General features: G+C 64.7%; 23 protein-coding genes. 15 read left to right on the top strand and 8 right to left on the bottom strand.

The features are described 5' to 3' along the window. The first annotated feature begins 108 nt into the window (after positions 1–108). The 4 genes from rbfA to pnp all read left to right on the top strand — a co-directional run bounded on the left by rbfA (position 109) and on the right by pnp (position 4,456). Positions 109–540, top strand: a complete 432-nt coding sequence (gene rbfA, locus AB7M16_RS19790; RefSeq protein WP_036008998.1) for a 30S ribosome-binding factor RbfA — start codon at positions 109–111, stop codon at positions 538–540. After that, positions 537–1,646, top strand: a complete 1,110-nt coding sequence (truB, locus tag AB7M16_RS19785) for a tRNA pseudouridine(55) synthase TruB (RefSeq protein WP_212257699.1) — start codon at positions 537–539, stop codon at positions 1,644–1,646. The genes rbfA and truB overlap by 4 nt, the downstream gene beginning before the upstream one ends. A gap of 2 nt (positions 1,647–1,648) precedes the next feature. Further along, positions 1,649–1,918, top strand: a complete 270-nt coding sequence (gene rpsO / locus AB7M16_RS19780) for a 30S ribosomal protein S15 (protein WP_008540131.1) — start codon at positions 1,649–1,651, stop codon at positions 1,916–1,918. Positions 1,919–2,296: 378 nt separating this feature from the next. Further along, complete coding sequence (pnp, locus tag AB7M16_RS19775) at positions 2,297–4,456, top strand: polyribonucleotide nucleotidyltransferase (RefSeq protein WP_453944960.1); 2,160 nt, start codon at positions 2,297–2,299, stop codon at positions 4,454–4,456. Between the two features lie 215 nt (positions 4,457–4,671). Here pnp and katG read toward each other — a convergent pair whose 3' ends face one another. Continuing rightward, on the bottom strand, positions 4,672–6,837 hold the full coding sequence (katG, locus tag AB7M16_RS19770) for a catalase/peroxidase HPI (RefSeq protein ID WP_453944959.1): 2,166 nt from the start codon (positions 6,835–6,837) through the stop codon (positions 4,672–4,674). Positions 6,838–6,951: 114 nt separating this feature from the next. On the opposite strand from katG, the gene AB7M16_RS19765 reads away from it, so the two are divergent. The 4 genes from AB7M16_RS19765 (at position 6,952) to AB7M16_RS19750 (ending at position 9,875) form a co-directional block, all read left to right on the top strand. Next, positions 6,952–7,875 (top strand): hydrogen peroxide-inducible genes activator, encoded by a 924-nt coding sequence (locus tag AB7M16_RS19765; RefSeq protein ID WP_260381551.1) that lies wholly within the window; start codon positions 6,952–6,954, stop codon positions 7,873–7,875. Positions 7,876–7,879: 4 nt separating this feature from the next. Further along, positions 7,880–8,344 carry a GNAT family N-acetyltransferase gene (locus AB7M16_RS19760; protein ID WP_453944958.1) on the top strand — a complete coding sequence of 155 codons (465 nt, stop codon included), beginning with the start codon at positions 7,880–7,882 and terminating at the stop codon, positions 8,342–8,344. Positions 8,345–8,446: 102 nt separating this feature from the next. Then, positions 8,447–9,268 (top strand): hypothetical protein, encoded by an 822-nt coding sequence (locus AB7M16_RS19755; protein ID WP_453944957.1) that lies wholly within the window; start codon positions 8,447–8,449, stop codon positions 9,266–9,268. Positions 9,269–9,278: 10 nt separating this feature from the next. After that, on the top strand, positions 9,279–9,875 hold the full coding sequence (locus AB7M16_RS19750) for a glutathione S-transferase family protein (RefSeq protein WP_453944956.1): 597 nt from the start codon (positions 9,279–9,281) through the stop codon (positions 9,873–9,875). A 117-nt stretch (positions 9,876–9,992) separates the two neighbouring features. On the opposite strand, the gene fabI is transcribed toward AB7M16_RS19750, so the two are convergent. From fabI to fabA, 4 genes are read right to left on the bottom strand one after another with little or no spacing between them, the layout of a single operon-like run. After that, complete coding sequence (gene fabI, locus AB7M16_RS19745; protein WP_260381547.1) at positions 9,993–10,790, bottom strand: enoyl-ACP reductase FabI; 798 nt, start codon at positions 10,788–10,790, stop codon at positions 9,993–9,995. Further along, a complete protein-coding gene (locus AB7M16_RS19740) occupies positions 10,787–11,140 on the bottom strand; it encodes a hypothetical protein (protein ID WP_453944955.1) in 354 nt (117 codons plus the stop codon). Before AB7M16_RS19740 ends, fabI begins: the two co-directional genes overlap by 4 nt. Positions 11,141–11,148: 8 nt before the next feature. Then, entirely contained in the window at positions 11,149–12,372 is a 1,224-nt protein-coding gene (gene fabB, locus AB7M16_RS19735; RefSeq protein ID WP_260381546.1) for a beta-ketoacyl-ACP synthase I, read from the bottom strand. Between the two features lie 53 nt (positions 12,373–12,425). Next, positions 12,426–12,947 (bottom strand): bifunctional 3-hydroxydecanoyl-ACP dehydratase/trans-2-decenoyl-ACP isomerase, encoded by a 522-nt coding sequence (gene fabA, locus AB7M16_RS19730; protein ID WP_439401906.1) that lies wholly within the window; start codon positions 12,945–12,947, stop codon positions 12,426–12,428. Positions 12,948–13,301: 354 nt separating this feature from the next. Here fabA and irrA point away from each other — a divergent pair, with 354 nt between their 5' ends. Continuing rightward, positions 13,302–13,790: an iron response transcriptional regulator IrrA gene (gene irrA / locus AB7M16_RS19725; RefSeq protein ID WP_036009037.1), complete on the top strand. Its 489-nt coding sequence runs from the start codon at positions 13,302–13,304 to the stop codon at positions 13,788–13,790. A gap of 177 nt (positions 13,791–13,967) precedes the next feature. Here the strand turns inward: irrA and AB7M16_RS19720 are convergent, their stop codons facing one another. Beyond that, positions 13,968–14,498, bottom strand: coding sequence for an SH3 domain-containing protein (locus tag AB7M16_RS19720; protein ID WP_172788581.1), 531 nt, complete (start codon positions 14,496–14,498; stop codon positions 13,968–13,970). Positions 14,499–14,821: 323 nt separating this feature from the next. On the opposite strand from AB7M16_RS19720, the gene AB7M16_RS19715 reads away from it, so the two are divergent. After that, complete coding sequence (locus AB7M16_RS19715) at positions 14,822–15,823, top strand: 2-hydroxyacid dehydrogenase (RefSeq protein WP_172788582.1); 1,002 nt, start codon at positions 14,822–14,824, stop codon at positions 15,821–15,823. Positions 15,824–15,874: 51 nt separating this feature from the next. Then, on the top strand, positions 15,875–16,345 hold the full coding sequence (locus AB7M16_RS19710; protein ID WP_453944954.1) for a DUF805 domain-containing protein: 471 nt from the start codon (positions 15,875–15,877) through the stop codon (positions 16,343–16,345). Positions 16,346–16,358: 13 nt separating this feature from the next. Here AB7M16_RS19710 and AB7M16_RS19705 read toward each other — a convergent pair whose 3' ends face one another. After that, the gene (locus AB7M16_RS19705) at positions 16,359–17,162 is read right to left on the bottom strand and encodes a HesA/MoeB/ThiF family protein (protein ID WP_453944953.1); all 804 of its coding nucleotides are present in this window, start codon (positions 17,160–17,162) and stop codon (positions 16,359–16,361) included. 264 nt (positions 17,163–17,426) lie between these two features. Between AB7M16_RS19705 and AB7M16_RS19700 the strand changes: the two genes are divergently transcribed. Both AB7M16_RS19700 and AB7M16_RS19695 read left to right on the top strand, forming a co-directional pair. Beyond that, positions 17,427–18,785 carry a serine protease gene (locus tag AB7M16_RS19700; RefSeq protein ID WP_453944952.1) on the top strand — a complete coding sequence of 453 codons (1,359 nt, stop codon included), beginning with the start codon at positions 17,427–17,429 and terminating at the stop codon, positions 18,783–18,785. 373 nt (positions 18,786–19,158) lie between these two features. Continuing rightward, positions 19,159–19,902 (top strand): nucleotide-binding protein, encoded by a 744-nt coding sequence (locus AB7M16_RS19695; RefSeq protein WP_453944951.1) that lies wholly within the window; start codon positions 19,159–19,161, stop codon positions 19,900–19,902. Positions 19,903–20,156: 254 nt separating this feature from the next. Here AB7M16_RS19695 and mutM read toward each other — a convergent pair whose 3' ends face one another. Continuing rightward, entirely contained in the window at positions 20,157–21,062 is a 906-nt protein-coding gene (gene mutM, locus AB7M16_RS19690) for a bifunctional DNA-formamidopyrimidine glycosylase/DNA-(apurinic or apyrimidinic site) lyase (RefSeq protein WP_172788586.1), read from the bottom strand. Between the two features lie 81 nt (positions 21,063–21,143). On the opposite strand from mutM, the gene ubiE reads away from it, so the two are divergent. Continuing rightward, positions 21,144–21,905 carry a bifunctional demethylmenaquinone methyltransferase/2-methoxy-6-polyprenyl-1,4-benzoquinol methylase UbiE gene (gene ubiE, locus AB7M16_RS19685; protein WP_453944950.1) on the top strand — a complete coding sequence of 254 codons (762 nt, stop codon included), beginning with the start codon at positions 21,144–21,146 and terminating at the stop codon, positions 21,903–21,905. Next, positions 21,902–23,476, top strand: a complete 1,575-nt coding sequence (ubiB, locus tag AB7M16_RS19680; protein WP_212257712.1) for a 2-polyprenylphenol 6-hydroxylase — start codon at positions 21,902–21,904, stop codon at positions 23,474–23,476. The genes ubiE and ubiB overlap by 4 nt, the downstream gene beginning before the upstream one ends. The last annotated feature ends 47 nt before the right edge of the window (positions 23,477–23,523 follow it).

Genomic DNA, 23,523 nt, shown 5'->3' with positions numbered 1-23,523 from the left:
GAGTGCGATGGCCGGATTTTTCCGGCCATCCACCCCTCTTCGTTTCAACAGGACAAATGACAATGCCCGTGTCGCGGATGCGGGCATGACGAGGTGATTTTCGAAAAAATGCCACGGCATCATCAGAAGAAGAGTTCCGCGCCCGGCGGCTCGCAGCGTCAGTTGCGCGTCGGCGAGCAGGTTCGCCACGCGATGGCCGATATTCTGGCGCAAGGCAATGTGCATGATGCTGATCTGGAAGGTCACATCATCACCGTGCCGGAGGTGCGGATGTCGCCCGACCTGAAGCTCGCGACAGTCTATGTGATGCCGCTCGGTGGCCGCGACACCGAGATCGTGATCGCTGCGCTCGAACGCAACAAGAAGTTCCTGCGCGGCGAGGTCGCGCGGCGCGTTAACCTGAAATTTGCACCTGACATTCGCTTCCGCGTCGATGAACGATTCGACGAAGCGGAACGGATCGAGAAGCTTTTGCGAACGCCTGCGGTGCAGAAGGATTTGGAACAGGATCCGCATTCGGATCGGGAAGAAGAGCAATGACCATGGACCCCGCTCACGGCACGATCGGCGGCAACGACACCGACCAGCGCGACGTGCAGAACAACAATTTCGCGGAGAATTCGCAGCCGCATCAGGAGCCGCGCCGCGTCAACAACGATCCGCGCGCCAGGCAGCAGAAGGGCAACCAGGTTCGGCGCGACCGCCGCGACGTCCATGGCTGGGTCGTGCTCGACAAGCCGATCGGCATGACCTCGACCCAGGCGGTCGCCGTGCTCAAGCGGCTGTTCAACGCCAAGCGCGCCGGACACGCCGGCACGCTCGATCCGCTCGCCTCGGGGGGCTTGCCGATCGCGCTCGGTGAGGCCACCAAGACCGTCCCCTTCGTGATGGACGGCCGCAAGCGCTACCGCTTCACGGTCTGCTGGGGCGAGGAGCGCGACACCGACGACATCGAGGGCCGGGTGACCGCGACCTCGGACCAGCGCCCGAGCCGGGAGGCCATCCTCGCTCTGCTGCCCCGCTTCACCGGGGTGATCGAGCAGGTCCCGCCGCGCTATTCGGCGATCAAGGTCCAGGGCGAGCGCGCCTATGACCTCGCCCGCGACGGCGAGGTCGTGGAGCTGGCCCCCCGCCCGGTCGAGATTCACCATTTAACCCTTGTAGATCAACCGGATAACGACCGGGCCGTGTTCGAGGCCGAATGCGGCAAGGGCACCTATGTGCGGGCGCTGGCCCGCGATATGGGCCGGATTCTCGGCACTTACGGCCATATCTGCGCGCTCCGGCGGACCCTGGTCGGCCCATTTGGCGAAAACGACATGATTCCGCTGGATCAGTTGGAGGCTTTGTGCGATAGAGCCGCGTCCGGCGAGGGCAGCCTCGCCGACGCGCTTTTGCCCGTTGAGACCGCGCTGGACGACATCCCGGCACTGGCCGTCACTCGGGCTGATGCGGCAAGGCTCCATCGGGGCCAGGCCGTTTTGTTGCGCGGACGGGATGCGCCCACTTGTAGCGGCACAGTCTATGTCACGGTGGCAGGCCGTCTTTTGGCGCTTGCCGAAGTTGGCAATGGCGAAATCATCCCCAAGCGTGTGTTCAACCTGACCGGCCTGACTGCCAGCCCCGGTCGCAACGAGAGAAATTGACGATGTCGATTGCCGCAGAACGCAAAGCGGAAGTCATCAAGACGAATGCCACCAAGGCCGGCGACACCGGCTCGCCCGAGGTTCAGGTCGCGATCCTGTCGGAACGCATCAACAACCTCACCAACCATTTCAAGACCCACGTGAAGGACAACCATTCGCGTCGCGGCCTCTTGAAGCTGGTCTCGACCCGCCGCTCGCTCCTCGACTATCTCAAGAAGAAGGACGAGGCACGCTACAAGGCGCTGCTCGAGAAGCACAATATTCGTCGTTAAGAGTTCCTGCGCGCGCCACCGGCGCGCGTTTTCGCACGTGGTTTCGAACGAAAGCGCTTATTTCAAGCTTTTTGATCGAGGTTGCGCGCACATCGGACGCAAGCCGTTGAGGGCGAGCATCCGGGCATGAAGGGCGAGGACCGCGGTTCGGTGTTCGCATTCGTGCCGACTGACAGTCCAGCAGCAATCCGGCGGCTGGGCACAACGGGCAAGGCGCCCGTATGACCCGAAAGGATGGACGCCATCCGACATCCAAAAACCATGGCAGGATCGCAGGACGCTGATCATCCGCTCCGATCAGCGTCCCGCAATCTTGCGCATGGTTTTTGTTTTTCGAGAGCCGTCCCTTCTTTCGAGAACCCATGAAAGAAGACCTCTATGTTCAATAAGCATTCAGTCGAGATCGACTGGGGCGGACGCCCACTCAAGCTCGAAACCGGCAAGATCGCCCGCCAGGCCGACGGTGCCGTCGTCGCCACCTATGGCGAGACCGTGGTGCTCGCCACCGTCGTCGCGGCGAAGGCGCCGCGCGAAGGCGTCGACTTCCTGCCGCTGACCGTCGACTACCAGGAAAAGGCCTACGCTGCGGGCCGCATTCCCGGCGGCTATTTCAAGCGCGAGGGCCGTCCGACCGAGAAGGAGACGCTGGTCTCCCGCCTGATCGACCGTCCGATCCGCCCGCTGTTCGTCGATGGCTGGCGCAACGAGACCCAGGTGATCGTCACCGTGCTGTCGCACGACATGGAGAACGATCCCGACATCGTGGCGATGGTCGCGGCCTCCGCCGCGTTGACGCTGTCCGGCGCCCCCTTCAAGGGCCCGATCGGCGCGGCCCGCGTCGGCTTCGCCAATGACGAATTCATTCTCAACCCGACGCTCGACGAGATGGTCGACACCCAGCTCGACCTGGTCGTCGCCGGCACCGCCGACGCCGTGCTGATGGTGGAATCGGAAGCCAAGGAACTGAACGAAGACATCATGCTCGGCGCCGTGATGTTCGGTCACCGCCACTTCCAGCCGGTGATCAACGCCATCATCGATCTCGCCGAGAAGGCTGCCAAGGAGCCGCGCGAAGTCACCGTCATCGACAATTCGGCGCTCGAGAAGGAAATGCTCGGCCTGGTCGAGCAGGAGCTGCGCGCCGCCTACGCCATTCCGGTCAAGCAGGATCGCTACGCCGCCGTCGGCAAGGTCAAGGAAAAGGTGATGGCCCATTACTTCCCCGAAGGGCAGGAGCCGCAATACGACAAGCTGCGCATCGCCGGCGTGTTCAAGGAGCTGGAGGCCAAGATCGTTCGCTGGAACATCCTCGACACCGGCAAGCGCATCGACGGCCGCGACAGCAAGACGGTGCGCAACATCGTCGCCGAAGTCGGCGTATTGCCCCGCGCCCACGGCTCGGCGCTGTTCACCCGCGGCGAGACCCAGGCGATGGTCGTGACCACGCTCGGCACCGGCGAGGACGAGCAGTACATCGACGCGCTGTCCGGGACGTACAAGGAAACGTTCCTGCTGCATTACAACTTCCCGCCCTACTCGGTCGGCGAGACCGGCCGCCTCGGTGGCACCAAGCGCCGCGAGATCGGCCACGGCAAGCTGGCCTGGCGCGCGATTCGTCCGGTGCTGCCGCCGCATCACGAGTTCCCCTACACCACGCGCGTGGTGTCGGAGATCACCGAGTCGAACGGCTCGTCCTCGATGGCTTCGGTCTGCGGCGCCTCGCTGGCGCTGATGGATGCGGGCGTGCCGCTGAAGCGGCCGACCGCGGGCATCGCGATGGGCCTGATCCTCGAAGACAAGCGCTTTGCGGTTCTCTCGGACATCCTCGGCGACGAGGACCATCTCGGCGACATGGACTTCAAGGTCGCCGGCACGGAAACGGGCATCACCTCGCTCCAGATGGACATCAAGATCGAGGGCATCACCGAAGAGATCATGAAGGTGGCGCTGGCCCAGGCCAAGGACGGCCGCATCCATATCCTCGGCGAGATGGCCAAGGCCCTCACCGCGGCCCGCGCCGAGCTCGGCGAATACGCGCCGCGCATCGAGACCTTCAAGATCGCCACCGACAAGATCCGCGAAGTGATCGGCACCGGCGGCAAGGTGATCCGCGAGATCGTCGAGAAGACCGGCGCCAAGGTCAACATCGAGGACGACGGCACCGTGAAGGTCGCCTCCTCTGACGGCGAGGCGATGAAGGCCGCGATCAAGTGGATCAAGTCGATCGCGTCCGATCCGGAAGTCGGCCAGATCTATGACGGCACCGTCGTCAAGGTGATGGAGTTCGGCGCCTTCGTGAACTTCTTCGGCTCCAAGGACGGCCTCGTCCACATCAGCCAGCTCGCGGCCAGCCGCGTGCAGAAGACCTCCGACGTCGTCAAGGAAGGCGACAAGGTCAAGGTCAAGCTGCTCGGCTTCGACGATCGCGGCAAGACCCGCCTGTCGATGAAAGTGGTCGACCAGACCACCGGCGAGGACCTCGAGGGCAAGGACAAGGCCGAAGGCGAGAAGGCCCCGCGCGAAGCAGCCGGCGAGTAAGGCCTCTCGCGACAAAGCAAAAAACGAAGGGCGGCCGAAAGGCCGCCCTTTTTGTTGGTGGTCTCGATCCGTCAGCGCGCTGCTCTTCACCTCTCCCCAGCGGGGAGAGGTCGATTTGCGAAGCAAATCGGGTGAGGGGGTTTGGTCCCACGAGAGAGTAGAACCCCTCACCCGGCGCTGCGCGCCGACCTCTCCCTATGGGAGAGGTGTCACACTCACGCCGCGATGTCGAAGCGGTCGAGGTTCATCACCTTGGTCCAAGCCTTGGCGAAGTCCTTGGCGAACTTCTCCTTGGCGTCCGAGGTCGCATAGACCTCGGCGAAGGCACGGAGCTGCGAGTGCGCGCCGAAGATGAGATCGGCGCGGGTGCCGGTCCACTTCACCGCATTGGTCTTGCGGTCGCGTGCCTCGTAGGTGCCGTCGGCAGCCGGCGTCCACTGCGCGCTCATGTCGAGCAGGTTGACGAAGAAGTCGTTGCTCAGCGTTCCCACCTTGGTGGTGAACACGCCGTGCTTCGAGCCGTTGGCGTTGGCGCCGAGCACACGCAGGCCGCCGACCAGCACCGTCATCTCGGGGCCGGTGAGCCTCAAGAGCTGCGCACGATCGATGAGAGCTTCCTCCTGCTGCATGAACTGATGCCGCTTGCCGATGTAGTTGCGGAAACCATCGGCGCGCGGCTCCAGCGGCGCGAATGAGGCCGCATCCGTCTGCTCCTGCGAAGCATCCATGCGGCCCGGCGTGAAGCCGACCTTGACCTCGACGCCGGCATCCTTGGCGGCCTTCTCGACCGCGGCGGTGCCGCCGAGCACGGTGAGATCCGCGAGCGAGACCTTCTTCGCGCCTGACGAAGCGTTGAAGTCCTTCTGGATCGCTTCGAGCTTGCCGAGCACCTTGGCGAGCTGGGCCGGATCGTTCACCTCCCAGTCCTTCTGCGGAGCAAGGCGGATGCGTGCGCCGTTGGCGCCACCGCGCTTATCCGAGCCGCGGAACGTCGAGGCCGACGCCCAGGCGGTCGAGACCAGCTCGGAGACCGACAGACCCGAAGCCAGGATCTTGCTCTTCAGCGAAGCGATGTCCTGCTCACCGACCACCTCGTGGTTCAAGGCCGGAATCGGATCCTGCCAGATCAGCGTCTCCTTCGGCACCAGCGGGCCGAGATAGCGCTGGATCGGACCCATGTCGCGGTGGGTGAGCTTGAACCAGGCGCGGGCGAAGGCATCCGCGAACTGATCCGGGTGCTCCAGGAAGCGCCGCGAGATCTTCTCGTAAGCGGGATCGAAGCGTAGCGAGAGGTCCGTCGTCAGCATCGTCGGGCGATGCTTCTTCGACTTGTCGAAGGCGTCAGGAATGACGGCGTCGGCGCCCTTCGCCGTCCACTGGTTCGCACCGCCCGGGCTCTTGGTCAGCTCCCATTCGTACTTGAACAGGTTCTCGAAGAAGTTGTTGCTCCACTTCGTCGGGGTCTGCGTCCAGGTCACCTCGAGGCCGCTGGTGATGGAATCGCCAGCGAGGCCCGATGCGTGCTTGCTCTTCCAGCCGAGGCCCTGATCTTCCAGCGCGCCGGCTTCCGGCTCCGGGCCGACCAGCGATGGATCGCCCGCGCCATGGGTCTTGCCGAAGGTGTGGCCGCCGGCGATCAGCGCGACGGTTTCCTCGTCGTTCATCGCCATGCGGAAGAAGGTCTCGCGGATGTCCTTGGCCGCGGCGACCGGATCCGGCTTGCCGTTCGGGCCTTCCGGATTGACGTAGATGAGGCCCATCTGCACGGCGCCGAGCGGCTCGGCGAGCTGGCGTTCGCCGCTGTAGCGCTCATCGCCGAGCCAGGTGCCTTCCGGGCCCCAATAGAGCTCTTCCGGCTCCCAGACGTCGGCGCGGCCGCCGGCGAAACCGAAGGTCTTGAAGCCCATCGATTCCAGCGCGACGTTGCCGGCGAGCACCATCAGATCGGCCCAGGAAATCTTGCGGCCGTATTTCTGCTTGATCGGCCACAGCAGACGGCGGGCCTTGTCGAGGTTGGCGTTGTCGGGCCAGCTGTTGAGCGGAGCGAAACGCTGCTGACCGGCCCCGGCGCCACCGCGGCCGTCGGTGATGCGGTAGGTGCCCGCGCTGTGCCATGCCATGCGGATCATCAGGCCGCCGTAATGACCGAAGTCGGCGGGCCACCATTCCTGCGAGTCCGTCATCAGGGCCGTGAGGTCCTTGATGACCGCGTTCAAGTCGAGCGATTTGAACTCCTTGGCGTAGTCGAATTCCTTGCCCATCGGGTCGGACAGATCGGAATTCTTGTGCAGCACCTCGATGTTGAGCTGCGTCGGCCACCAGTCGCGGTTCACGCGCGTGGGTTTTCCGCCCGAAAACGGGCACTTCGAAGTGTCGTCCATGAATACCTCCTCTGGCGGCGTCGAACTCGCGCCCTTGACCAGGTAGAACCACTCTAAGCGCCGCGTCCTATCAGGGGAAGTTGACTTTAGTGATCGCTGCGATAGGATTTTCTGATGATCAATCTGACGCTGCGCCAGCTCCGCTATTTCGATGCGCTGGCCCGTCACGGCCATTTCGGCCGCGCGGCCGAGTCCTGCTCGATCTCGCAGCCGGCCCTGTCGATGCAGATCAAGGAACTCGAGGAGGCGCTGGGCGGCCTGCTGCTGGAGCGCAGCGCGCGGCAGGTCGCGCTGACCCGGTTCGGCGAGGAGCTGGCGCAACGGGTGCGCGACATCCTGCGCTCGGTCGACGAGCTCGGCGATTTCGCGCGCGCATCGCAGGACCGCTTCGCCGGCCGCCTGCGCATCGGCATGATCCCGACCATCGCGCCTTACCTACTTCCCAAGATCACCAAGAATCTCACGCGCATGCACCCGGAGCTCGACATCCGCGTGCGCGAGACCATGACGCCGCGGCTGATCCAGGAACTGGTGGAGGGCCGGCTCGACACCGCCATCGTGGCGCTGCCGGTGTCGGAGCCCTCGCTCACCGAGGTCGCGCTGTTCGAGGAGAAATTTTTGCTGGTGCGCCCGGGCGCCGATGAAGGCACACCGGTGCCGTCGCGCGAGATGATGCGCGAGATGCGGCTTCTGCTGCTCGAGGAGGGGCACTGCTTCCGCGACCAGGCGCTGTCGTTCTGCAACATGCAATCGGCGCCGCCGCGCGAGATGCTGGATGCGAACTCGCTGTCGACGCTGGTGCAGATGGTCAGCGCCGGCATCGGCGTCACCCTGATCCCGGAGATGGCGGTGCCGGTGGAGACGCGCTCCGCCTCGGTCTCGCTGGCGCGCTTCCGCGACCCCGAGCCGTCGCGCACCATCGGCATGGTCTGGCGCAAGACCAGCCCGCTGGCGCGGCAGCTGCTGCAGATTTCCGAAGTGGTGTGCCTGTCGGCCGGCAAGGTGCGCGCGCGGCAATCCCTGCGCCAGAAGGCTTGACCGGATGTCGCATCCGATCATCCGCCCCGCTCGCCCGGACGAGTACGACGAGATCGGGCGTGTCTGGATGGAGAGCTGGGTCTCGACCGGGCTCGCCGAAGCCAGCGACTTCCTGCTGGCGAACTTGCGTGCGCGCATCAGGCGCGAGATCGCGGACGGCTGGAGCCTGTTCGTCGCCGATGACCGAGGCACGATCGCTGCGATGCTGGCGCTGCATCTGCCAAAGCTCTATCTCGACATGCTGTTCGTCGCGCCGGCCTATCAAGGCCAATCGCTCGGCCGGCAATTGCTCGCCTTCACGCGCACGCAAATGCCCGACGAGATGCATCTGCGCTGTGTGCGCGAGAACGAAAAGGCCTGGCGCTGGTACGAGCGCGGGGGCTTTGTGTTCGAGAAGGAAGAGATCGAGCCGTCGAACGGGTTCGTGATGAAGTATTACCGGTGGAAACGAAGGACCATCGACGCATAGCGCGCCGAGGTCCTCGCCTTGCGGTTGTCATCGGCTCGCCCTAAGACTTATCTCAAGTCCTGATCGGACATCTCCAAGCCGTGATCCCCGCCCGCCGATTCCATGTTTCGCATCTGTTTGACCGCGCTCTCCCTGTTTGGCCTCGTCAGTGTCGCCGCGGCGCAGCCTGCACCGCCATCGGCGACGCCAACGACGCGCCCAGCCAAGGGCGCAACTCCGAAAGGCACGCCGAATCCCAAGCGGGCGGGCGCTGTAGACGGCGGCCCATGCGAAATCGGCCTCCTGGCCGCGGCCGCCAATCGTTTCGGCGTTCAGCAGGTCGGCTTCACCATGTTCGGCAACGAGTACACACCCGTGCCGGTCGACAGCTGGGGGCTGGACGATCTCATCCTGTCGCGGCTTCGTGCCGCCGCAGCCGGAAAGTCGGTCAGGCGAATTGCGTATTCGCCCGCTGCTTTTGCGCATGCCGTGGAATCGGGATCGCCGATGCTGCGTCGGAACCCGGAACGACAGGAGTTCGTGCAGCAGAGCGCTGCCACCACCAAGTGCCAACGCTATGTCCTGATCGAGCGATACCAGAACCGCTTCAGCAATACCAACCAGTCCGTCGAAGGCTTTGGCATCGTCAAATGGGGCAACCCGATCAAGCGCCGCACGTTCCTGTACGCGTTGACCTACATCACCGTGTACGACGGGCAGTCATTCGAGGCCATCAAAAAGGGCCCCGCAAGCCTTGATGACGAGCCGATGATGTCCCGCCTGATCGGGATCAACCCGATCAGTGGTCCCAACAAGGAGATGGACGAGGCGGCCTTTCCATCGGCTCCCGCCGAGGTGGCGGCCAACGCAAAGCTGCGGGACGGTGTCCGTGCCTTATTGACGACAAGCCTCGACCGGACATTACCAGGACTGCTCCAGCAATGAGGTCCGCGCCATGATCAAGCTCTATTGGTCACCCCGCTCGCGCTCGTTCACGACGCTGTGGCTGATGGAGGAGAGCGGCCTGCCCTATGAGCGCGTGCTGACCGACATCTCGACCGGCGCGCAGAAGGCGCCGGACTATTTGAAGATCAACCCGATGGGCAAGGTGCCGGCGCTGACCGACGGCGATGCTGCGCTCGCCGAAGCCGCGGCCATCTGCGCCTATATCGGCGACCGCTATCCCGAGACGAAGCTCGCGCCCGCCGTGACCGATCCACGCCGCGCGCGCTATCTGCAATGGCTGTTCTTTTCACCGGGCTGCATCGAGCCGGCCATCATCCAGATCTTCACCAAGATCGAGATCCCGACCTCGACTGCGGCCTGGGGCAGCGCGACGCAGGTGTTTGACGTACTGGACGCCGCGCTCGCCAAGGGCCCGTGGCTTCTCGGCGAGGAATTTTCCGCCGCCGACGTCGTGATCGGCTCGGGCCTGAATTACGCGGTACGCCGGTTCAAGATGGTGCCGTCGCGCCCCGCGTTCGACGCCTATCTGGCGCGCTGCACGGCGCGGCCGGCGTTCCAGCGCGCGGAAAAGATCGCGGCGGGGTAAGCAAGCTCTCGTAGGGTGGGCAAAGCGAAGCGTGCCCACGTCCTCTATCTATGGCGATCGCTGGGAGATCGTGGGCACGTCGCTTGCGCTCCTTTGCCCACCCTACGGCAGGGTCGCCTATTCCGCCTTCAAATCATCCGGCCGCGGCATCAGGATGACGTTGTAGCCGGAATCCACATAATGAATCTCGCCGGTCACGCCGCCCGAGAGATCCGACAACAGATACAGCGCCGAGCCGCCGAGCTCGTCGAGCGTGACGCCGCGGCGGAGCGGCGCGTGCTTCTGCATGAAGCCGAACATCGCCCGCGCCTCGCCGATGCCGGAGCCGGCGAGCGTGCGGATGGGGCCGGCGGAGATCGCATTGACGCGGATGCCGCGCGGTCCGAAATCGGCGGCGAGATAGCGCACGGAAGCTTCCAGCGCCGCCTTGGCGACGCCCATCACGTTGTAGTTCGGCATCGCGCGCTCCGAGGCGCCGAAGGTCAGCGTGATCATGCTGCCGCCTTCCGTCATGAGCTCGGCGGCGCGCTTTGCGACCTCCGTGAACGAGAAGCACGAGATCACCATGGTGCGCGAAAAGTTCTCGCGGCTGGTGTCGGCGTAGCGGCCCTTCAGCTCGTTCTTGTCGGCAAAGCCGATGGCGTGGATGACGAAGTCGAGCTTGCCCCACTTTTCGCGGAGCACCGCGAAAGTGGCGTCGACGCTGGCGATGTCCTCGACGTCGCAAGGCAGCACCAGATCGACGCCGAGCTGCTCCGCCAGCGGCTTGACGCGCTTGCCGAGCGCCTCGCCCTGGAAGGTGAAGGCGAGCTCGGCGCCGTGGACATGCAGCGTCCTCGCCATGCCCCAGGCGATGGAATGATCATTGGCGATGCCCATGATCAGACCGCGCTTGCCTTTCATCAACGAAGTCATGTGGTGGATTCCATGAGTCGGAAAGATCTGGCTTCAACTTCGATTGTTCCACCAAACAGGCAGACAACAAGGATTTCTGTATCGGCCGTATATTCCATGCGCAAAAGATCGATATTCCCGCTGGATCGATTCTTCAGAAGTCGCCCGATATCGCCGCTCATGACGAAACGGAAAACGTTCGTTCCAATGCAGCGGTATCGGCGTCGCGGCGCGTGCACGTCAGCGTCCGGATACAGATCGACGATAAGGGTGAATTCCTGCTCGCCCTCGGCAAACCCCGAAATTCGAAGGTCAACGAGAACCCCGTCGTGCCAGTTGATCTCGTCTGGTCCTTCCGCCGGAGTCGGCAAGGTAGAACTCACACGTCCAGCCGGCTGAACACCAGCGTGGCGTTGGTGCCGCCGAAGCCGAACGAGTTCGACAGCACGGTGCCGATCTTGACGTTGTCGATGCGCTTGCGCACGATCGGCATGTCGGCGAACACGGGATCGAGCTCCTGGATGTGCGCGCTCTCGCAGATGAAACCGTTGTTCATCATCAGCAGCGAATAGATCGCCTCCTGCACGCCGGTGGCGCCGAGCGAGTGGCCGGTCAAGGCCTTGGTCGCCGAGATCGGCGGGCACTTCTCGCCGACGCCGAACACATTTCGGATCGCCTCGATCTCCGGCGGGTCGCCGGCCGGGGTGGAGGTCGCGTGCGGGTTGATGTAGTCGACCTTGGTCTTCACCGTCGACATCGCCATGCGCATGCAGCGCTCGGCGCCTTCGCCCGACGGCGCCACCATGTCGTGGCCGTCCGAGGTCGCGCCATAGCCGACGACCTCGCCATAGATGCGCGCGCCGCGCGCCTTGGCATGCTCGAGCTCTTCCAGCACCAGGACGCCGGCGCCGCCGGCGATGACGAAGCCGTCGCGATTGAGATCGTAGGGCCGCGAGGCCGTGGCCGGCGTGTCGTTGTACTTCGAGGACATCGCGCCCATGGCGTCGAACAGCACCGACAGCGACCAGTCCAGCTCCTCGCAGCCGCCGGCGAAGATGACGTCCTGCTTGCCGATCTGGATGGTCTCATAGGCATTGCCGACGCAATGGTTCGAGGTCGCGCAGGCCGAGGAGATCGAATAGTTCACGCCCTTGATCTTGAACCAGGTCGCAAGCGTCGCGGACGCCGTCGAGGACATCGCCTTCGGCACCGCAAACGGGCCGACGCGCTTCGGGCCCTTGGAGCGGGTGATGTCGGCGGCTTCGACGATGGTGCGCGCCGAGGGGCCGCCGGAGCCCATGATGATGCCGGTACGGATGTTGGAGACTTCGTCAGGCGACAGGCCGGAATCCTGGATCGCCTGCTCCATCGCGATGTGATTCCACGCCGCGCCCTGGCCGAGGAAGCGCATCGCGCGGCGGTCGACCACCGTCGAAGGATCGAGCGTCGGCTCGCCTTGCACCTGCGAACGGAAGCCGAGCTCGGCATATTTCTCAGCCCGCGAAATGCCCGACTTCGCCTCGTGAAGGCTCGCAAGCACTTCCTGGGTGTTGTTTCCGATCGACGAGACGATGCCCATCCCGGTGACCACAACCCGCCTCATGACAGCCTCGCCTCAATCGTTGTCTTCTGCTCGTTGTCTTCTCGGTGATGCGCTCAGCCCAGGCTCGTGCCCTGCTTGAACAGGCCGACCTTCAGATCCTTGGCGCGATAGATAATCTGGTCATCGACCGAAAGCCACCCGTCGGCGATGCCGAGCACGAGCTTCGAACGCATCACGCGCTTGATATCGATGTTGTACACAACCTTGCGCGCTTCCGGCAGCACCTGGCCGCTGAACTTGAGCTCGCTCAGGCCAAGGGCCCGGCCGCGGCCTTCGCCCCCGCTCCAGCCAAGGTAAAAGCCGACCATCTGCCACAGCGCATCGAGGCCGAGGCAGCCGGGCATGACAGGATCGTTCTTGAAGTGGCAGCCGAAGAACCAGAGATCGGACTTCACGTCGAGCTCAGCGCGCACCAGGCCCTTGCCGAACTCACCGCCATTGTCGTTGATGTCAGTGATGCGGTCGAACATCAGCATCGGCGGCAGCGGCAGCTGGGCATTGCCCGGGCCGAACATCTCGCCGCGGGCACAGGCCAGCAGATCTTCGTAGTCGTAACCGTTGCGCCTGTTCAGCATTCACGAGCCTCTGTTCAAATCCCGATTGAGCGGCGTAACTTGGCGAAAATCGGCCCCGCCTCGATCGGAGAGCAACGCCAATTGCCACCGCCGGCCGCGACCTGCGCAAGCTTCGGATGGACTCCCGACCGGGCTTCCATGCCCGGTTGCGCCAAAATCGGCTAAGCGGAACCGCGCGCTCTCTAACACAGGCCATTTCGGGTGGCAAAGCGCATCCATGAAGGTAAAATGACGCGATCCCCAGGCGGTTCCAAGCCTGATTAGAACAGCTCTAGTTGCGAGAAACTTGCATCTGCATCTTTCTGTTCTTATATTACAGATAGATATTGTTCACGCGTGCCCGAAATCTTGGAAATGAACGAGAATACCGCGTCCCAACACGACGACGACCATGCCGCGGCCCTCCTGTCCGGCCGCCAGCCGGCCCTGACCGGCTGTCCCTGGCACGACGTCAACGAAATGCTGCAGTCCGCGGGGTTGCGGCCGACGCGTCAGCGCATGGCGCTGGGCTGGCTGCTGTTCGGAAAAGGCGCACGCCACCTCACGGCTGAAATGCTGTACGAGGAAGCGACGCTCGCCAAGGTCCCGGTGTCGCTGGCGACCGTCTACAACACGCTGAACCAGCTCACCGATGCCGGCCTGCTCCGCCAGGTCAGCGTCGACGGCACCAAGACCTATTTCGACACCAACGTCACCACTCACCACCACTATTATCTCGAGAACAGCCACGAGCTGGTCGACATCGAGGATCCGCATCTGGCGCTGTCCAAGATGCCCGAGGTGCCCGAGGGCTACGAGATCTCCCGCATCGACATGGTCGTGCGCCTGCGCAAGAAGCGCTGAGACCCTACATCGCTGATTTCGTCGTCATGGCCGGGCATAGCCGTCCGAAGGACGGCGTCGCTTGCGCTCGCCTATGTCCCGGCCATCCACGTTTTGGGGCTAGTCAGAAGAGCGTGGATGCCCGGGACAAGCCCGGGCATGACGTTGGGGCAGCAGCTCGCCCTTCAGCCTTCGGCGTCAATTGACCTGCTCGTCCGAATAGACGCCCCAGAGGCGCTCCTGCTGGATCCAGCCGTCGAAGCCATTGCCGATGACGCGGCACCAGCCTGCGGCGCATTTCTTGACCTGGGTGACGACGCCGGCCTGTAGCTTGGCCGCAACCGCGCTGTCGGGATCGGGCCGGTCATAGATCGGCGCGAGATCGTCCTTGTGCTTCATGGTGACGACGGCGGTGCGACGGCCCGACAACAGCGAGTGGTAGACCCAGCCCTCGGCGCCTTCGGAATCGCGCACCCGGCGCCAATTCTCGAACTCGGCGGTAATTTCGACCGGCAGGCCGGCGCGGGTGTAGACCCAGGCGACGTCATTGTCCTTGGTCGGGCCGGCGCGGACGTTCACGTGATCCGATTTGAGGCTGACATAGCGCGGCACCGGCAGGCCGCTGGCGGTCTGCGGAGTATTGTCCTTCGCCGCATGCGAGGGGCCGACCGAGGCGCTCAACCAGGTGCAAACGAGCGCCATCACCGCACAAAAACGCCCCAACGCCATCAACCCGTCTCCTTCGAAGACCCGGCAGACCGGGCCCTCACCCCAAATTCCAAAAACCCTGCCGCGCCTGCCCCTTGTCCCCGCCCCACGCGGGTTCCAAGCCCTAAGCCGTGGTTCTTGTCTTGGCCCGGCCTTCTGCTAGAGAGAACGGGCACTTGAGCAACCAATTGGCCCCGATTTTCCGGCCGGAAATGTCGGGTGAGCTTGGAGGAAACGCCGGGGACGGACACGGCAAGGGCAGTGTCGAACAACCGGGTTAATGAGGCCTCAACGACCGGCCTTTGGCGACAGAGGCGGCCTGCGATGTCTCATGAGAGCAGGACATGTCGGTGAAGAAAAAGCCCCTCGTCGTGGTGACGCGCAAGCTGCCGGATTCGATCGAGACGCGGATGCGCGAGCTGTTCGACGCGCGGATCAATCTCGACGACACGCCGATGTCGCCCGAGCAGATCGCGGAAGCCGCCCGCACCGCCGACGTGCTGGTTCCGACCGTGACCGATCATATCAGCGCCGAGGTCGTGAATCAGCCCGACTGCAAGCTCCGCCTGATCGCCAATTTCGGCAACGGCGTCGACAATATCGACGTCACAGCCGCCCATGCCCGCGGCATCACCGTCACCAACACGCCGAAGGTCCTGACCGAAGACACCGCCGACATGACCATGGCGCTGATCCTGGCGGTGCCCCGGCGAATGATCGAAGGCGCCTCGATCCTGACCGACGGCAAGCCCTGGGCCGGCTGGTCGCCGACCTGGATGCTCGGCCACCGCATCGGGGGCAAACGCCTCGGCATCATCGGCATGGGCCGCATCGGCCAGGCGGTGGCGCGCCGCGCCCGGGCCTTCGGCCTGCAGATCCACTATCACAACCGCCGTCCCGTCGCCCCCGTGATCGCCGAGGAGCTTGGCGCGACGTATTGGGAAAGCCTCGACCAGATGCTGGCGCGGATGGACATCATCTCGGTGAACTGTCCGCACACGCCGGCGACCTATCACCTGCTCTCGGCGCGGCGGCTGAAGCTGATCCGCAAGGACGCCTATATCGTCAACACTGCGCGCGGCGAGGTCACCGACGAGGACACGCTGATCAAGCTGATCGAGGGCGGCGAGATCGGCGGCGCCGGCCTCGACGTCTACGAGCACGAACCCGCGGTGAATCCAAAACTGGTGCGGCTCGCCAAGGCCGGCAAGGTGACGCTGCTGCCGCATATGGGCTCGGCCACGATCGAGGGCCGCGTCGAGATGGGCGAGAAGGTGATCATCAACATCCGCACCTTCCTCGACGCCCACAAGCCGCCGGATCGCGTGCTGCCGAGCATGCTGTGAGGGTGCGCGCGAGGGCCTCCCCAGCAGACATCAGCCGTCTGAGACTGCAAAGTGGCTCTTGACCACGCAACGACAAAGCCTAGGGTTGCGGTTGAGCATTTTTGCAAGGAAGGAAACGGCACGCCCGTTGCGAATGCAATGAACTACCTGCGCGCATTTTTTGGTTTTTACGGCCGCATGAATAGATCTCAGTACGCGATGGTAATGTTGATCGGATATGTGGGACCGATTGTCATTTTCGCGCTGACGTGGCCTAGCCTTCGCTCAATGGGTGATCTTGGTACCCTCACCGGTATGACGCCCCTAATCGTTATGATTTGGGTTCTCTTTGCAGCCACGGCGAAGCGGTTTCATGATATCAACAAATCTGGATTCGCCAGCCTGCTTATCTGCATTCCCATCGTGGGGATCGTCACGCCGCTAGTTTTGCTTTTTTATCCAGGTGACGCCTCGGACAACGGTTTCGGGCCTCCCCCGCTTTCGCTGAACGCTCTAAACAAAGTGGACGCGGCCAATTTATGAGTACACGCGCGGCTCACTCGCGGTGCACGCTGAGATCGGTGATCACAGGCCCGTCGCCGTTCAGCGGATTGGCGGGATCGCGCCCGTAGCGCAGCGTCTCGAAGCGCATCGCGCGCGCATCGATCATCAGCAGGCGACCGACGAGGCCGTCGCCGAAGCCGACGACCTCGCGGATTGCTTCGAGTGCCATCATCGAGCCGAGCACGCCGGCGAGCGCGCCCATGACGCCGGCCTCGGCGCAGGCCGGCACGGTGCCCGGCGGCGGCGCCTCCGGGAACAGGCAGCGATAGGTCGGGTTGAACTCGCCCTGCTCGTTGGTCTCGTGGGCACGGATGGTGGTGAGCGAGCCGTCGAAGGTGCCGAGCGCCGCGGTGATCAGCGGCCGCTTGGCGAAGAAGCAGGCGTCGGAAGCGAGATAGCGCGTCGAGAAATTGTCGGAGCCGTCGAGCACGAGATCGTAATCGCCGATCAGGCCGAGTGCATTGTCGGCGTTGAGCCAGGTGGCGTGACCGACGAAGCGGACGTGTGGATTGAGCGCCGCGATCCGCTCGGCCGCGCTCTCGACCTTGTGCCGGCCGATGTCGGGCGTCGTGTGGATCACCTGGCGCTGCAGGTTGGACAGCGACACCACGTCGTCGTCGACAACGCCGAGCGTGCCGACGCCGGCGGCGGCCAGATACATCAAAGCGGGCGCGCCGAGCCCGCCGGCGCCGATCACCAGCACCGAGGCCCGCTTCAGCGCGGCCTGGCCAGGACCGCCGACATCACGCAACACGATGTGGCGGGCATAGCGTTCGAGTTCGTCCGGGCTCAGCATCGTCGTACGCCTCTCCTACCAAGCGCTCGCTTTCGATCCTCATGGTGAGGAGCGCGGAACGCGCGTCTCGAACCATGAAGGCCCCGATCTCACCTGGGGCCATCCTTCGAGACGCGGCCTTGAGGCCGCTCCTCAGGATGAGGACCTGTGTACACGGCTCGACCTTGGGCCTGAACCACCGCTACGTTGTTCGCGACCAACGAGATGTGCTTCAATGGCATGCTTTTCAATGTCTTGACGTTCAATGGGCTGGCTGGATTTGTCATGAGATCGATGCTTGCGGCAACCTTGGTGTTTGCAGCCGCCACGGGCGCGCATGCCCAGATGACCACGTCGCAAGTCGCCGGCACCAAGCCGAAAACGGTCCAGACCGTCCCGATCCAGCCTCCCGCAATGCAGACGCCGTCGGCGACCGCCGATGCCATGGCAAAGGCGGAGCGGCTGGCGCTGCAGTCCGACCTCGCCTGGGTCGGCCAGTATAACGGCGCCATCACCGGCGACGTCAGCGAGCGCATGGTCAACGCCATCAAGGAATACCAGAAGACCAAGGGCGGCAAGCCGACTGGCGTGCTCAATCCGCAGGAGCGCGCCGCGCTCGCCGAGACGGCGCGAAAGAAGCAGGAGAGCGTCGGCTGGAAGATCGTGACGGAGCCGACCAGCGGCGCCCGGCTCGGCATTCCCGGCAAGCTGGTGCCGCAGCAGGCAAGCGACGCCAATGGCTCGAAATGGACCTCGCCGACAGGGACGGTGCAGGTGGTTCTCAGCCGCCGCAAGGAGGCGAACCCGACCTCTGCAAAGCTCGCCGAGCTCGAGAAGGAGCCGTCCGGGCGCAAGGTCGATTACACCGTGGTGAAGCCCGACTTCTTCGTGCTGTCGGGCTTGCAGGGCCTGAAGAAATTCTACGTACGCGGCACCTTTAGGGGCGACGAGGTCCGCACCATGACGATCCTCTACGACCAGGCGACAGAGAATACTGTCGAGCCGATCGTGATCGCGATGTCGAGCGCGTTCAACGCGTTTCCGTCGGGACCGCTGGCCGGGCCGCCGCCGCGCAAGACCGTCGAATACGGCACCGGCATCGTCGTCAGCGAGGACGGCGCGATTGTCACCGACCGCCTCGTCACCGACGGCTGCCTTGCGATCACGATCGCGGGCCATGGCAGCGCCGACCGTCTCGCCGAGGACAAGGAGCATGATCTGGCGCTGCTGCACATCTACGGCGCGCGCGGGTTGCGACCGCTCAGCCTCGCCGGCGGGGCCGTGAAGACCAATGTCGATGTCGTCGGCATCGCCGATCCGCAAAGCCAGGGCGGCGCGGCCGGCGTGTCGAGCCTCAAGGCCGCGCTGGCGCCGGTGACGGGCAGCAATTCCGCGCTCTCGCCGCCGCCGGCGGTTGGCTTCTCCGGCAGCCCGGCCGTCGACGCCGACGGCAGGTTCGCCGGCATCGCGCTGCTGAAGCCGGCCATGGTCGCAGGGCCTGCGACATCGGTACCGGCGTCACAGGCTTTGATGGTCTCGGCAGAGGCGGTGCGCGGATTCCTGAAGGCGAACGGGGTCGCGGCGAATGGCGCGTCGGCGGACGCCAAGGCCTCCGTCGTGCGCGTCATCTGCGTGCGGAAGTAGGCCGCGCGAGCGTACTACTCTCCCGTGTCCCGGACGCGGTGCGGCATGCAATGCCGCTCCGCTGAGCTGGGACCCATATCAGCAACAGTCGCGCTTGTTGCCCTCTGCCCCCCGGCTCTGCAGCGCATCGCTTTCGCGCTGCGCTTTGTCCGGGGCACGGTTGCCCATGCGCTTACGTACGACTACGGAGCCGGTAGTGGTACGGATTCGCTGGAATTCGCGATTCCGCCATCATCCTTACCGTTGATTCGGACCTCCGCGATCCCCTTTGGATCGGGCCGGCACGTCCTGAGCGAGAAGCGCTCAGCATCCAGAAGCGATGCACGTTCGCGTGGCGTATCCCTGACCCAGCACTCCAAAGGATTGATCTTCAATGCATACGATCGTACTGGCCACCCAAAAGGGCGGCAGCGGCAAGAGCACGCTCGCCATCGGCCTCGCGCTGGCCGCCAAGCAGGCCGGCTTCACCATCCGCCTGATCGAGACCGACCCGCAGGGCACCCTCTCCAACTGGCAGCGCCGCCGCTCTACCGACGATCTCGTCGTCGAGCCGATCTATCACGCAGCCGATATCGCGCCGCGCCTGAAGATGCTGGCCGATAGCGGCCTCCAGCTCGCGATCGTCGACACCGCGGCCGGCCTCAGCGCCGCCACCACCGCCGCGATCCGCCATTCCGACCTCTGCCTGATCCCGGCCCGTCCCAGCGTCGCCGACATCGAGGCGACCGTCTCGACGCTCAGCGTCGCCCGCGCCTGGAAGCGGCCCTACAGCTTCGTGCTGAACCAGACGCCGATCCGCGGCCAGCGCATCGACAACGCCGCGACCGCGCTCGCCGAGGAAGCCGCGCTCGACCTTGCTGAGGTGCTCGCGCGTCCGCAGATCGTGATGCGCAACGATCACCAGGACGCACTCGCCAGCGGCCTTGCCGTGAGCGAATTCGCGCCGATCGGCAAATCGGCGGACGAGATCCGCGGCCTCTGGCGCTGGATTGAGACCCGGCTCGAGCTCGAAGCCACCACCAATGTCCTGATCGACCAGGTCATCTCGGCTGCCCACGGCATGCTGCACGTCGCCAGCGAGCTTGCGGCGGACGAGACCATGACACTGGCGTCCTGAGCGGGGCGATCGCTCGGGCGAAGGGCTCTTCGCCATCCGCTGAAAGAGCCCAAGCGATGAAGCAGTCCGGCCACGGCCGGATTGCTTCGCCTCGCGCTCTGAGGAAAGCTCTCCCCACGCGTCATTGCGAGCGCAGCGAAGCAATCCAGACTGTCGCCGCGGAGGGATTCTGGATTGCTTCGCTGCGCTCGCAATGACGGCGTGGTGGGATCGTCGTCTTGCAGAGACTCACAGCCTTTTGGCTGCGATTGGTATCACTTCTGACATTTCGGGCACCAGAAGGTCGAGCGGCCGTTCTGCACGAACCGCTTGATCGTGCCGCCGCAGCGCGGCGTCGTGCATGTTTCGCCTTCGCGGTCGTAGACCTTGAACGAGTGCTGGAAATAGCCGAGCTCGCCCGTGGTCTGGCGGTGATCGCGCAAGCTGGAGCCGCCGGCCTTGATCGCGTCGTTCAGCACGGTGTGGATCGCACCGACCAGTCTCTTGGCATGATCCGTCGGCTCGCCCCCGGCAACGCCCTTACGTTGTCCGGCCTTGGTCGACAGGGTCGCAGCAATGCGCCGCGGCGACAGATGCGAGCGGTGCAGCGCCTCGCAGACATAGATGTTGCCGAGCCCGGCCACCACGCGCTGGTCGAGCAGCGCGGCCTTCAGGCTGGTGGTCTTGCCTTGGCAAGAGCGCGCCAGCATCGCCGCGTCGAATTCATTGCCGAGCGGCTCGGGGCCGAGGCCGCGCAGCAGCGGCTCGTCTTCGAGCGCGTTGCGCGCGATCACTTTCATGTAGCCGAAGCGGCGCGGATCGTTGAAGACGATGTCGGCGCCTGAGGACATCCGAAACAGCACGTGATCGTGCGCGGAGTCCTTGGCCTTCGGATAGTGAAACTCGCCGGGCTGAGCCTCGTCGTCCGGCTTGATGACGCGGAACGAGCCCGACATGCCCAGATGCATCAAGAGCACGTCGCCGGAGGCGAGATCGGCCATGAGATATTTTGCCCGGCGCCCGAGCCCCGTGACGACCTGCCCCTTGAGCCGGGCCACGAAATCGGGCTGGAACGGAAAGCGTAAATCCGGCCGGCGGGCCTCCGCATTGAGGATTTTCGCACCCTCCATCACGGGCTGAAGGCCGCGGCGGACGGTCTCGACTTCGGGCAATTCAGGCATGGTCAGGCATTCACCTTATGAGGGCGGTGTGATAGCGCCATTGCGGCGGGCAGGCTATGGTCCGCCCTGTGGAGTAGAGTAATGGATCGGCCGGGCGAAACCACGCATTTTGGCTTCAGGGACGTTCCCCTCGGGGACAAGCAGACGCTGGTGAACGATGTGTTTCACAGCGTGGCGTCGCGCTATGACCTGATGAACGACCTGATGTCCGGTGGCCTGCACCGGGTCTGGAAGGACATCATGATCACCGCGCTGGATCCGCCCAGGAGCGACCGGCCGTTCGCGCTGCTCGACGTCGCCGGCGGCACCGGCGACATCTCGTTCCGTGCCGCCAAGGCAGCCGGCCCCGGCTTCCACGCCACGGTGTGCGACATCAATTCGGACATGCTGGCTGTGGGGCGGGAGCGCGCCGCCAAGCGCCATCTCGACACCCAGGTCGATTTCGTCGAAGGCAATGCCGAATCGCTCGGGTTTGCCGATCGCAGCTTCGACGCCTATACGATCGCATTCGGCATCCGCAACGTGCCGCGGATCGATCTTGCGCTGCGCGAGGCCTATCGCGTGCTGAGGCCCGGCAGCCGCTTCCTGTGCCTGGAATTCTCCACCGTCGAGATGCCGGGGCTGGACAAGCTCTATGATCTGTTCTCGTTCAAGGTGATCCCGCCGCTCGGGCGCATGGTCACGGGCGACGCCGAATCGTATCAATATCTCGTCGAATCCATCCGCAAGTTCCCAAAGCCCGCCGCCTTCGCCGACATGATCCGCGAGTCCGGCTTTGCCCGCGTCAGCTGGCAGACGCTCTCCGGCGGCATCGTCGCACTGCATTCGGGCTGGCGTTTGTGATCTCTGCCGTCACCCACATTGCGCGCCTGATCCGCGCCGCGCTCGTGTTTGCGCGCGAAGGCGTGTTCGGCGCGGTCGATCCGAGCCTGGTGCCGCCGCCGGGACAGCTCGCGCTGAAGCTGGCGCGCCTCATTGAGCGCCGCGGCGCCAAGCACGGCCCGCGGATCTCGCGCGCGCTGACGCGGATGGGCCCGGCCTATCTCAAGCTCGGCCAATTCCTGGCCACGCGTCCCGACGTGGTCGGCGTCATCATGGCGCGCGATCTCGAAAGCCTGCAGGACCGCCTGCCGCCGTTTCCGCAGGAGGAAGCCAAGGCCACGATCGCGATCTCGCTGGAGCGGCCGCTGACGGACGTCTTCGTGAGCTTCGGCCCGCCGGTCGCGGCGGCCTCGATCGCGCAGGTGCATCGCGGCGAGGTGTTGCGCGACGGCATCCGCAGGCCCGTCGCGATCAAGGTGCTGAGGCCCAACGTCGCGGCCCGCTTCCGCCGCGATCTCTCGGATTTCTTCTTCGTCGCGCACAAGGCCGAGGCCTATTCGGCCGAGGCGCGGCGCCTGCGCCTGATCGAGGTCATCAACACCATGTCGCGCTCGGTCGCGATGGAGATGGACCTGCGGCTCGAAGCCGCCGCGCTGTCGGAGATGGCGGAGAACACGCGCGACGATCCCGATTTCCGCGTGCCCGCCGTCGACTGGGACCGCACCACACATAACGTGCTGACGATGGAGTGGATCGACGGCATCGCGCTGAACGATCACAAGCGCCTCGCGGAGGCGCAGGTCGATCTGCCCGATCTCGGCCGCAAGGTGATCCAGAGCTTCCTGCGCCATGCGCTGCGCGACGGCTTCTTCCACGCCGACATGCATCCCGGCAATCTGTTCCTGGATGAGGCCGGCCGCCTCGTCGCGGTCGATTTCGGCATCATGGGCCGGCTCGGCATGAAGGAGCGGCGCTTCCTCGCCGAGATCTTGCTCGGCTTCATCACCCGCGATTATCGCCGCGTCGCCGAGGTGCATTTCGAGGCCGGCTATGTGCCCGCGCATCACTCGGTCGAGAATTTTGCGCAAGCCATCCGCGCCATCGGCGAGCCGATCCACAATCGCACCGCCGAGGAGATCTCGATGGCGCGGTTGCTCACGCTGCTGCTCGAGGTCACCGGCCTGTTCGACATGACGACGCGGCCCGAGCTGATCCTGCTGCAGAAGACCATGGTGGTGGTCGAGGGCGTGGCGCGCGGCTTCGATCCCAAGCTCGACATCTGGAGGGTTGCCGACCCCGTGGTTCGCGAATGGATCGAGCGCAATCTCGGGCCGATCGGCCGGGTGCAGGGCGCCCTTGCCGGGACCGGCGACATCGCGCGCGTCTTGATGCGCATGCCGGAGATTGCCGAGCGGTCGGTGAAGGTTCTCGAGCAGCTCGAGACCATGACGCGGGAGGGCATCAGGCTGTCGCCCGAGAGTATCGCGGCCATGGGGCGCAGCGAGGGCCGCAAGAACCGCTGGCGCACCGTGGCGCTCTGGATCATCGCCGCGACCTTCATCGGGATTCTGATCGCCGTCCGGAATCTATGATTGCACTGCAATCACGCGGATGATAGCATCGCTATCATTCCCTGCCG

This window comes from Bradyrhizobium sp. USDA 372, from assembly GCF_053629095.1.
Note: the sequence above shows the minus strand (reverse complement) of the source record. Positions and strands in the feature narration are given on the sequence as shown.

What these genes read in the sequence shown, in the direction of transcription:
- ubiE (WP_453944950.1), top strand. Translation starts at nt 21,144, where the DNA reads ATGGATCGGCCGGGCGAAACCACGCATTTTGGCTTCAGGGACGTTCCC.
- AB7M16_RS19715 (WP_172788582.1), top strand. Translation starts at nt 14,822, where the DNA reads ATGTCGGTGAAGAAAAAGCCCCTCGTCGTGGTGACGCGCAAGCTGCCG.
- AB7M16_RS19720 (WP_172788581.1), bottom strand. Translation starts at nt 14,498, where the DNA reads ATGGCGTTGGGGCGTTTTTGTGCGGTGATGGCGCTCGTTTGCACCTGG.
- AB7M16_RS19695 (WP_453944951.1), top strand. Translation starts at nt 19,159, where the DNA reads ATGCATACGATCGTACTGGCCACCCAAAAGGGCGGCAGCGGCAAGAGC.
- rbfA (WP_036008998.1), top strand. Translation starts at nt 109, where the DNA reads ATGCCACGGCATCATCAGAAGAAGAGTTCCGCGCCCGGCGGCTCGCAG.
- AB7M16_RS19750 (WP_453944956.1), top strand. Translation starts at nt 9,279, where the DNA reads ATGATCAAGCTCTATTGGTCACCCCGCTCGCGCTCGTTCACGACGCTG.
- AB7M16_RS19755 (WP_453944957.1), top strand. Translation starts at nt 8,447, where the DNA reads ATGTTTCGCATCTGTTTGACCGCGCTCTCCCTGTTTGGCCTCGTCAGT.
- pnp (WP_453944960.1), top strand. Translation starts at nt 2,297, where the DNA reads ATGTTCAATAAGCATTCAGTCGAGATCGACTGGGGCGGACGCCCACTC.
- irrA (WP_036009037.1), top strand. Translation starts at nt 13,302, where the DNA reads ATGAACGAGAATACCGCGTCCCAACACGACGACGACCATGCCGCGGCC.
- katG (WP_453944959.1), bottom strand. Translation starts at nt 6,837, where the DNA reads ATGGACGACACTTCGAAGTGCCCGTTTTCGGGCGGAAAACCCACGCGC.
- fabA (WP_439401906.1), bottom strand. Translation starts at nt 12,947, where the DNA reads ATGCTGAACAGGCGCAACGGTTACGACTACGAAGATCTGCTGGCCTGT.
- fabB (WP_260381546.1), bottom strand. Translation starts at nt 12,372, where the DNA reads ATGAGGCGGGTTGTGGTCACCGGGATGGGCATCGTCTCGTCGATCGGA.
- AB7M16_RS19700 (WP_453944952.1), top strand. Translation starts at nt 17,427, where the DNA reads ATGAGATCGATGCTTGCGGCAACCTTGGTGTTTGCAGCCGCCACGGGC.
- truB (WP_212257699.1), top strand. Translation starts at nt 537, where the DNA reads ATGACCATGGACCCCGCTCACGGCACGATCGGCGGCAACGACACCGAC.
- rpsO (WP_008540131.1), top strand. Translation starts at nt 1,649, where the DNA reads ATGTCGATTGCCGCAGAACGCAAAGCGGAAGTCATCAAGACGAATGCC.
- AB7M16_RS19760 (WP_453944958.1), top strand. Translation starts at nt 7,880, where the DNA reads ATGTCGCATCCGATCATCCGCCCCGCTCGCCCGGACGAGTACGACGAG.
- AB7M16_RS19705 (WP_453944953.1), bottom strand. Translation starts at nt 17,162, where the DNA reads ATGCTGAGCCCGGACGAACTCGAACGCTATGCCCGCCACATCGTGTTG.
- fabI (WP_260381547.1), bottom strand. Translation starts at nt 10,790, where the DNA reads ATGACTTCGTTGATGAAAGGCAAGCGCGGTCTGATCATGGGCATCGCC.
- mutM (WP_172788586.1), bottom strand. Translation starts at nt 21,062, where the DNA reads ATGCCTGAATTGCCCGAAGTCGAGACCGTCCGCCGCGGCCTTCAGCCC.
- AB7M16_RS19765 (WP_260381551.1), top strand. Translation starts at nt 6,952, where the DNA reads ATGATCAATCTGACGCTGCGCCAGCTCCGCTATTTCGATGCGCTGGCC.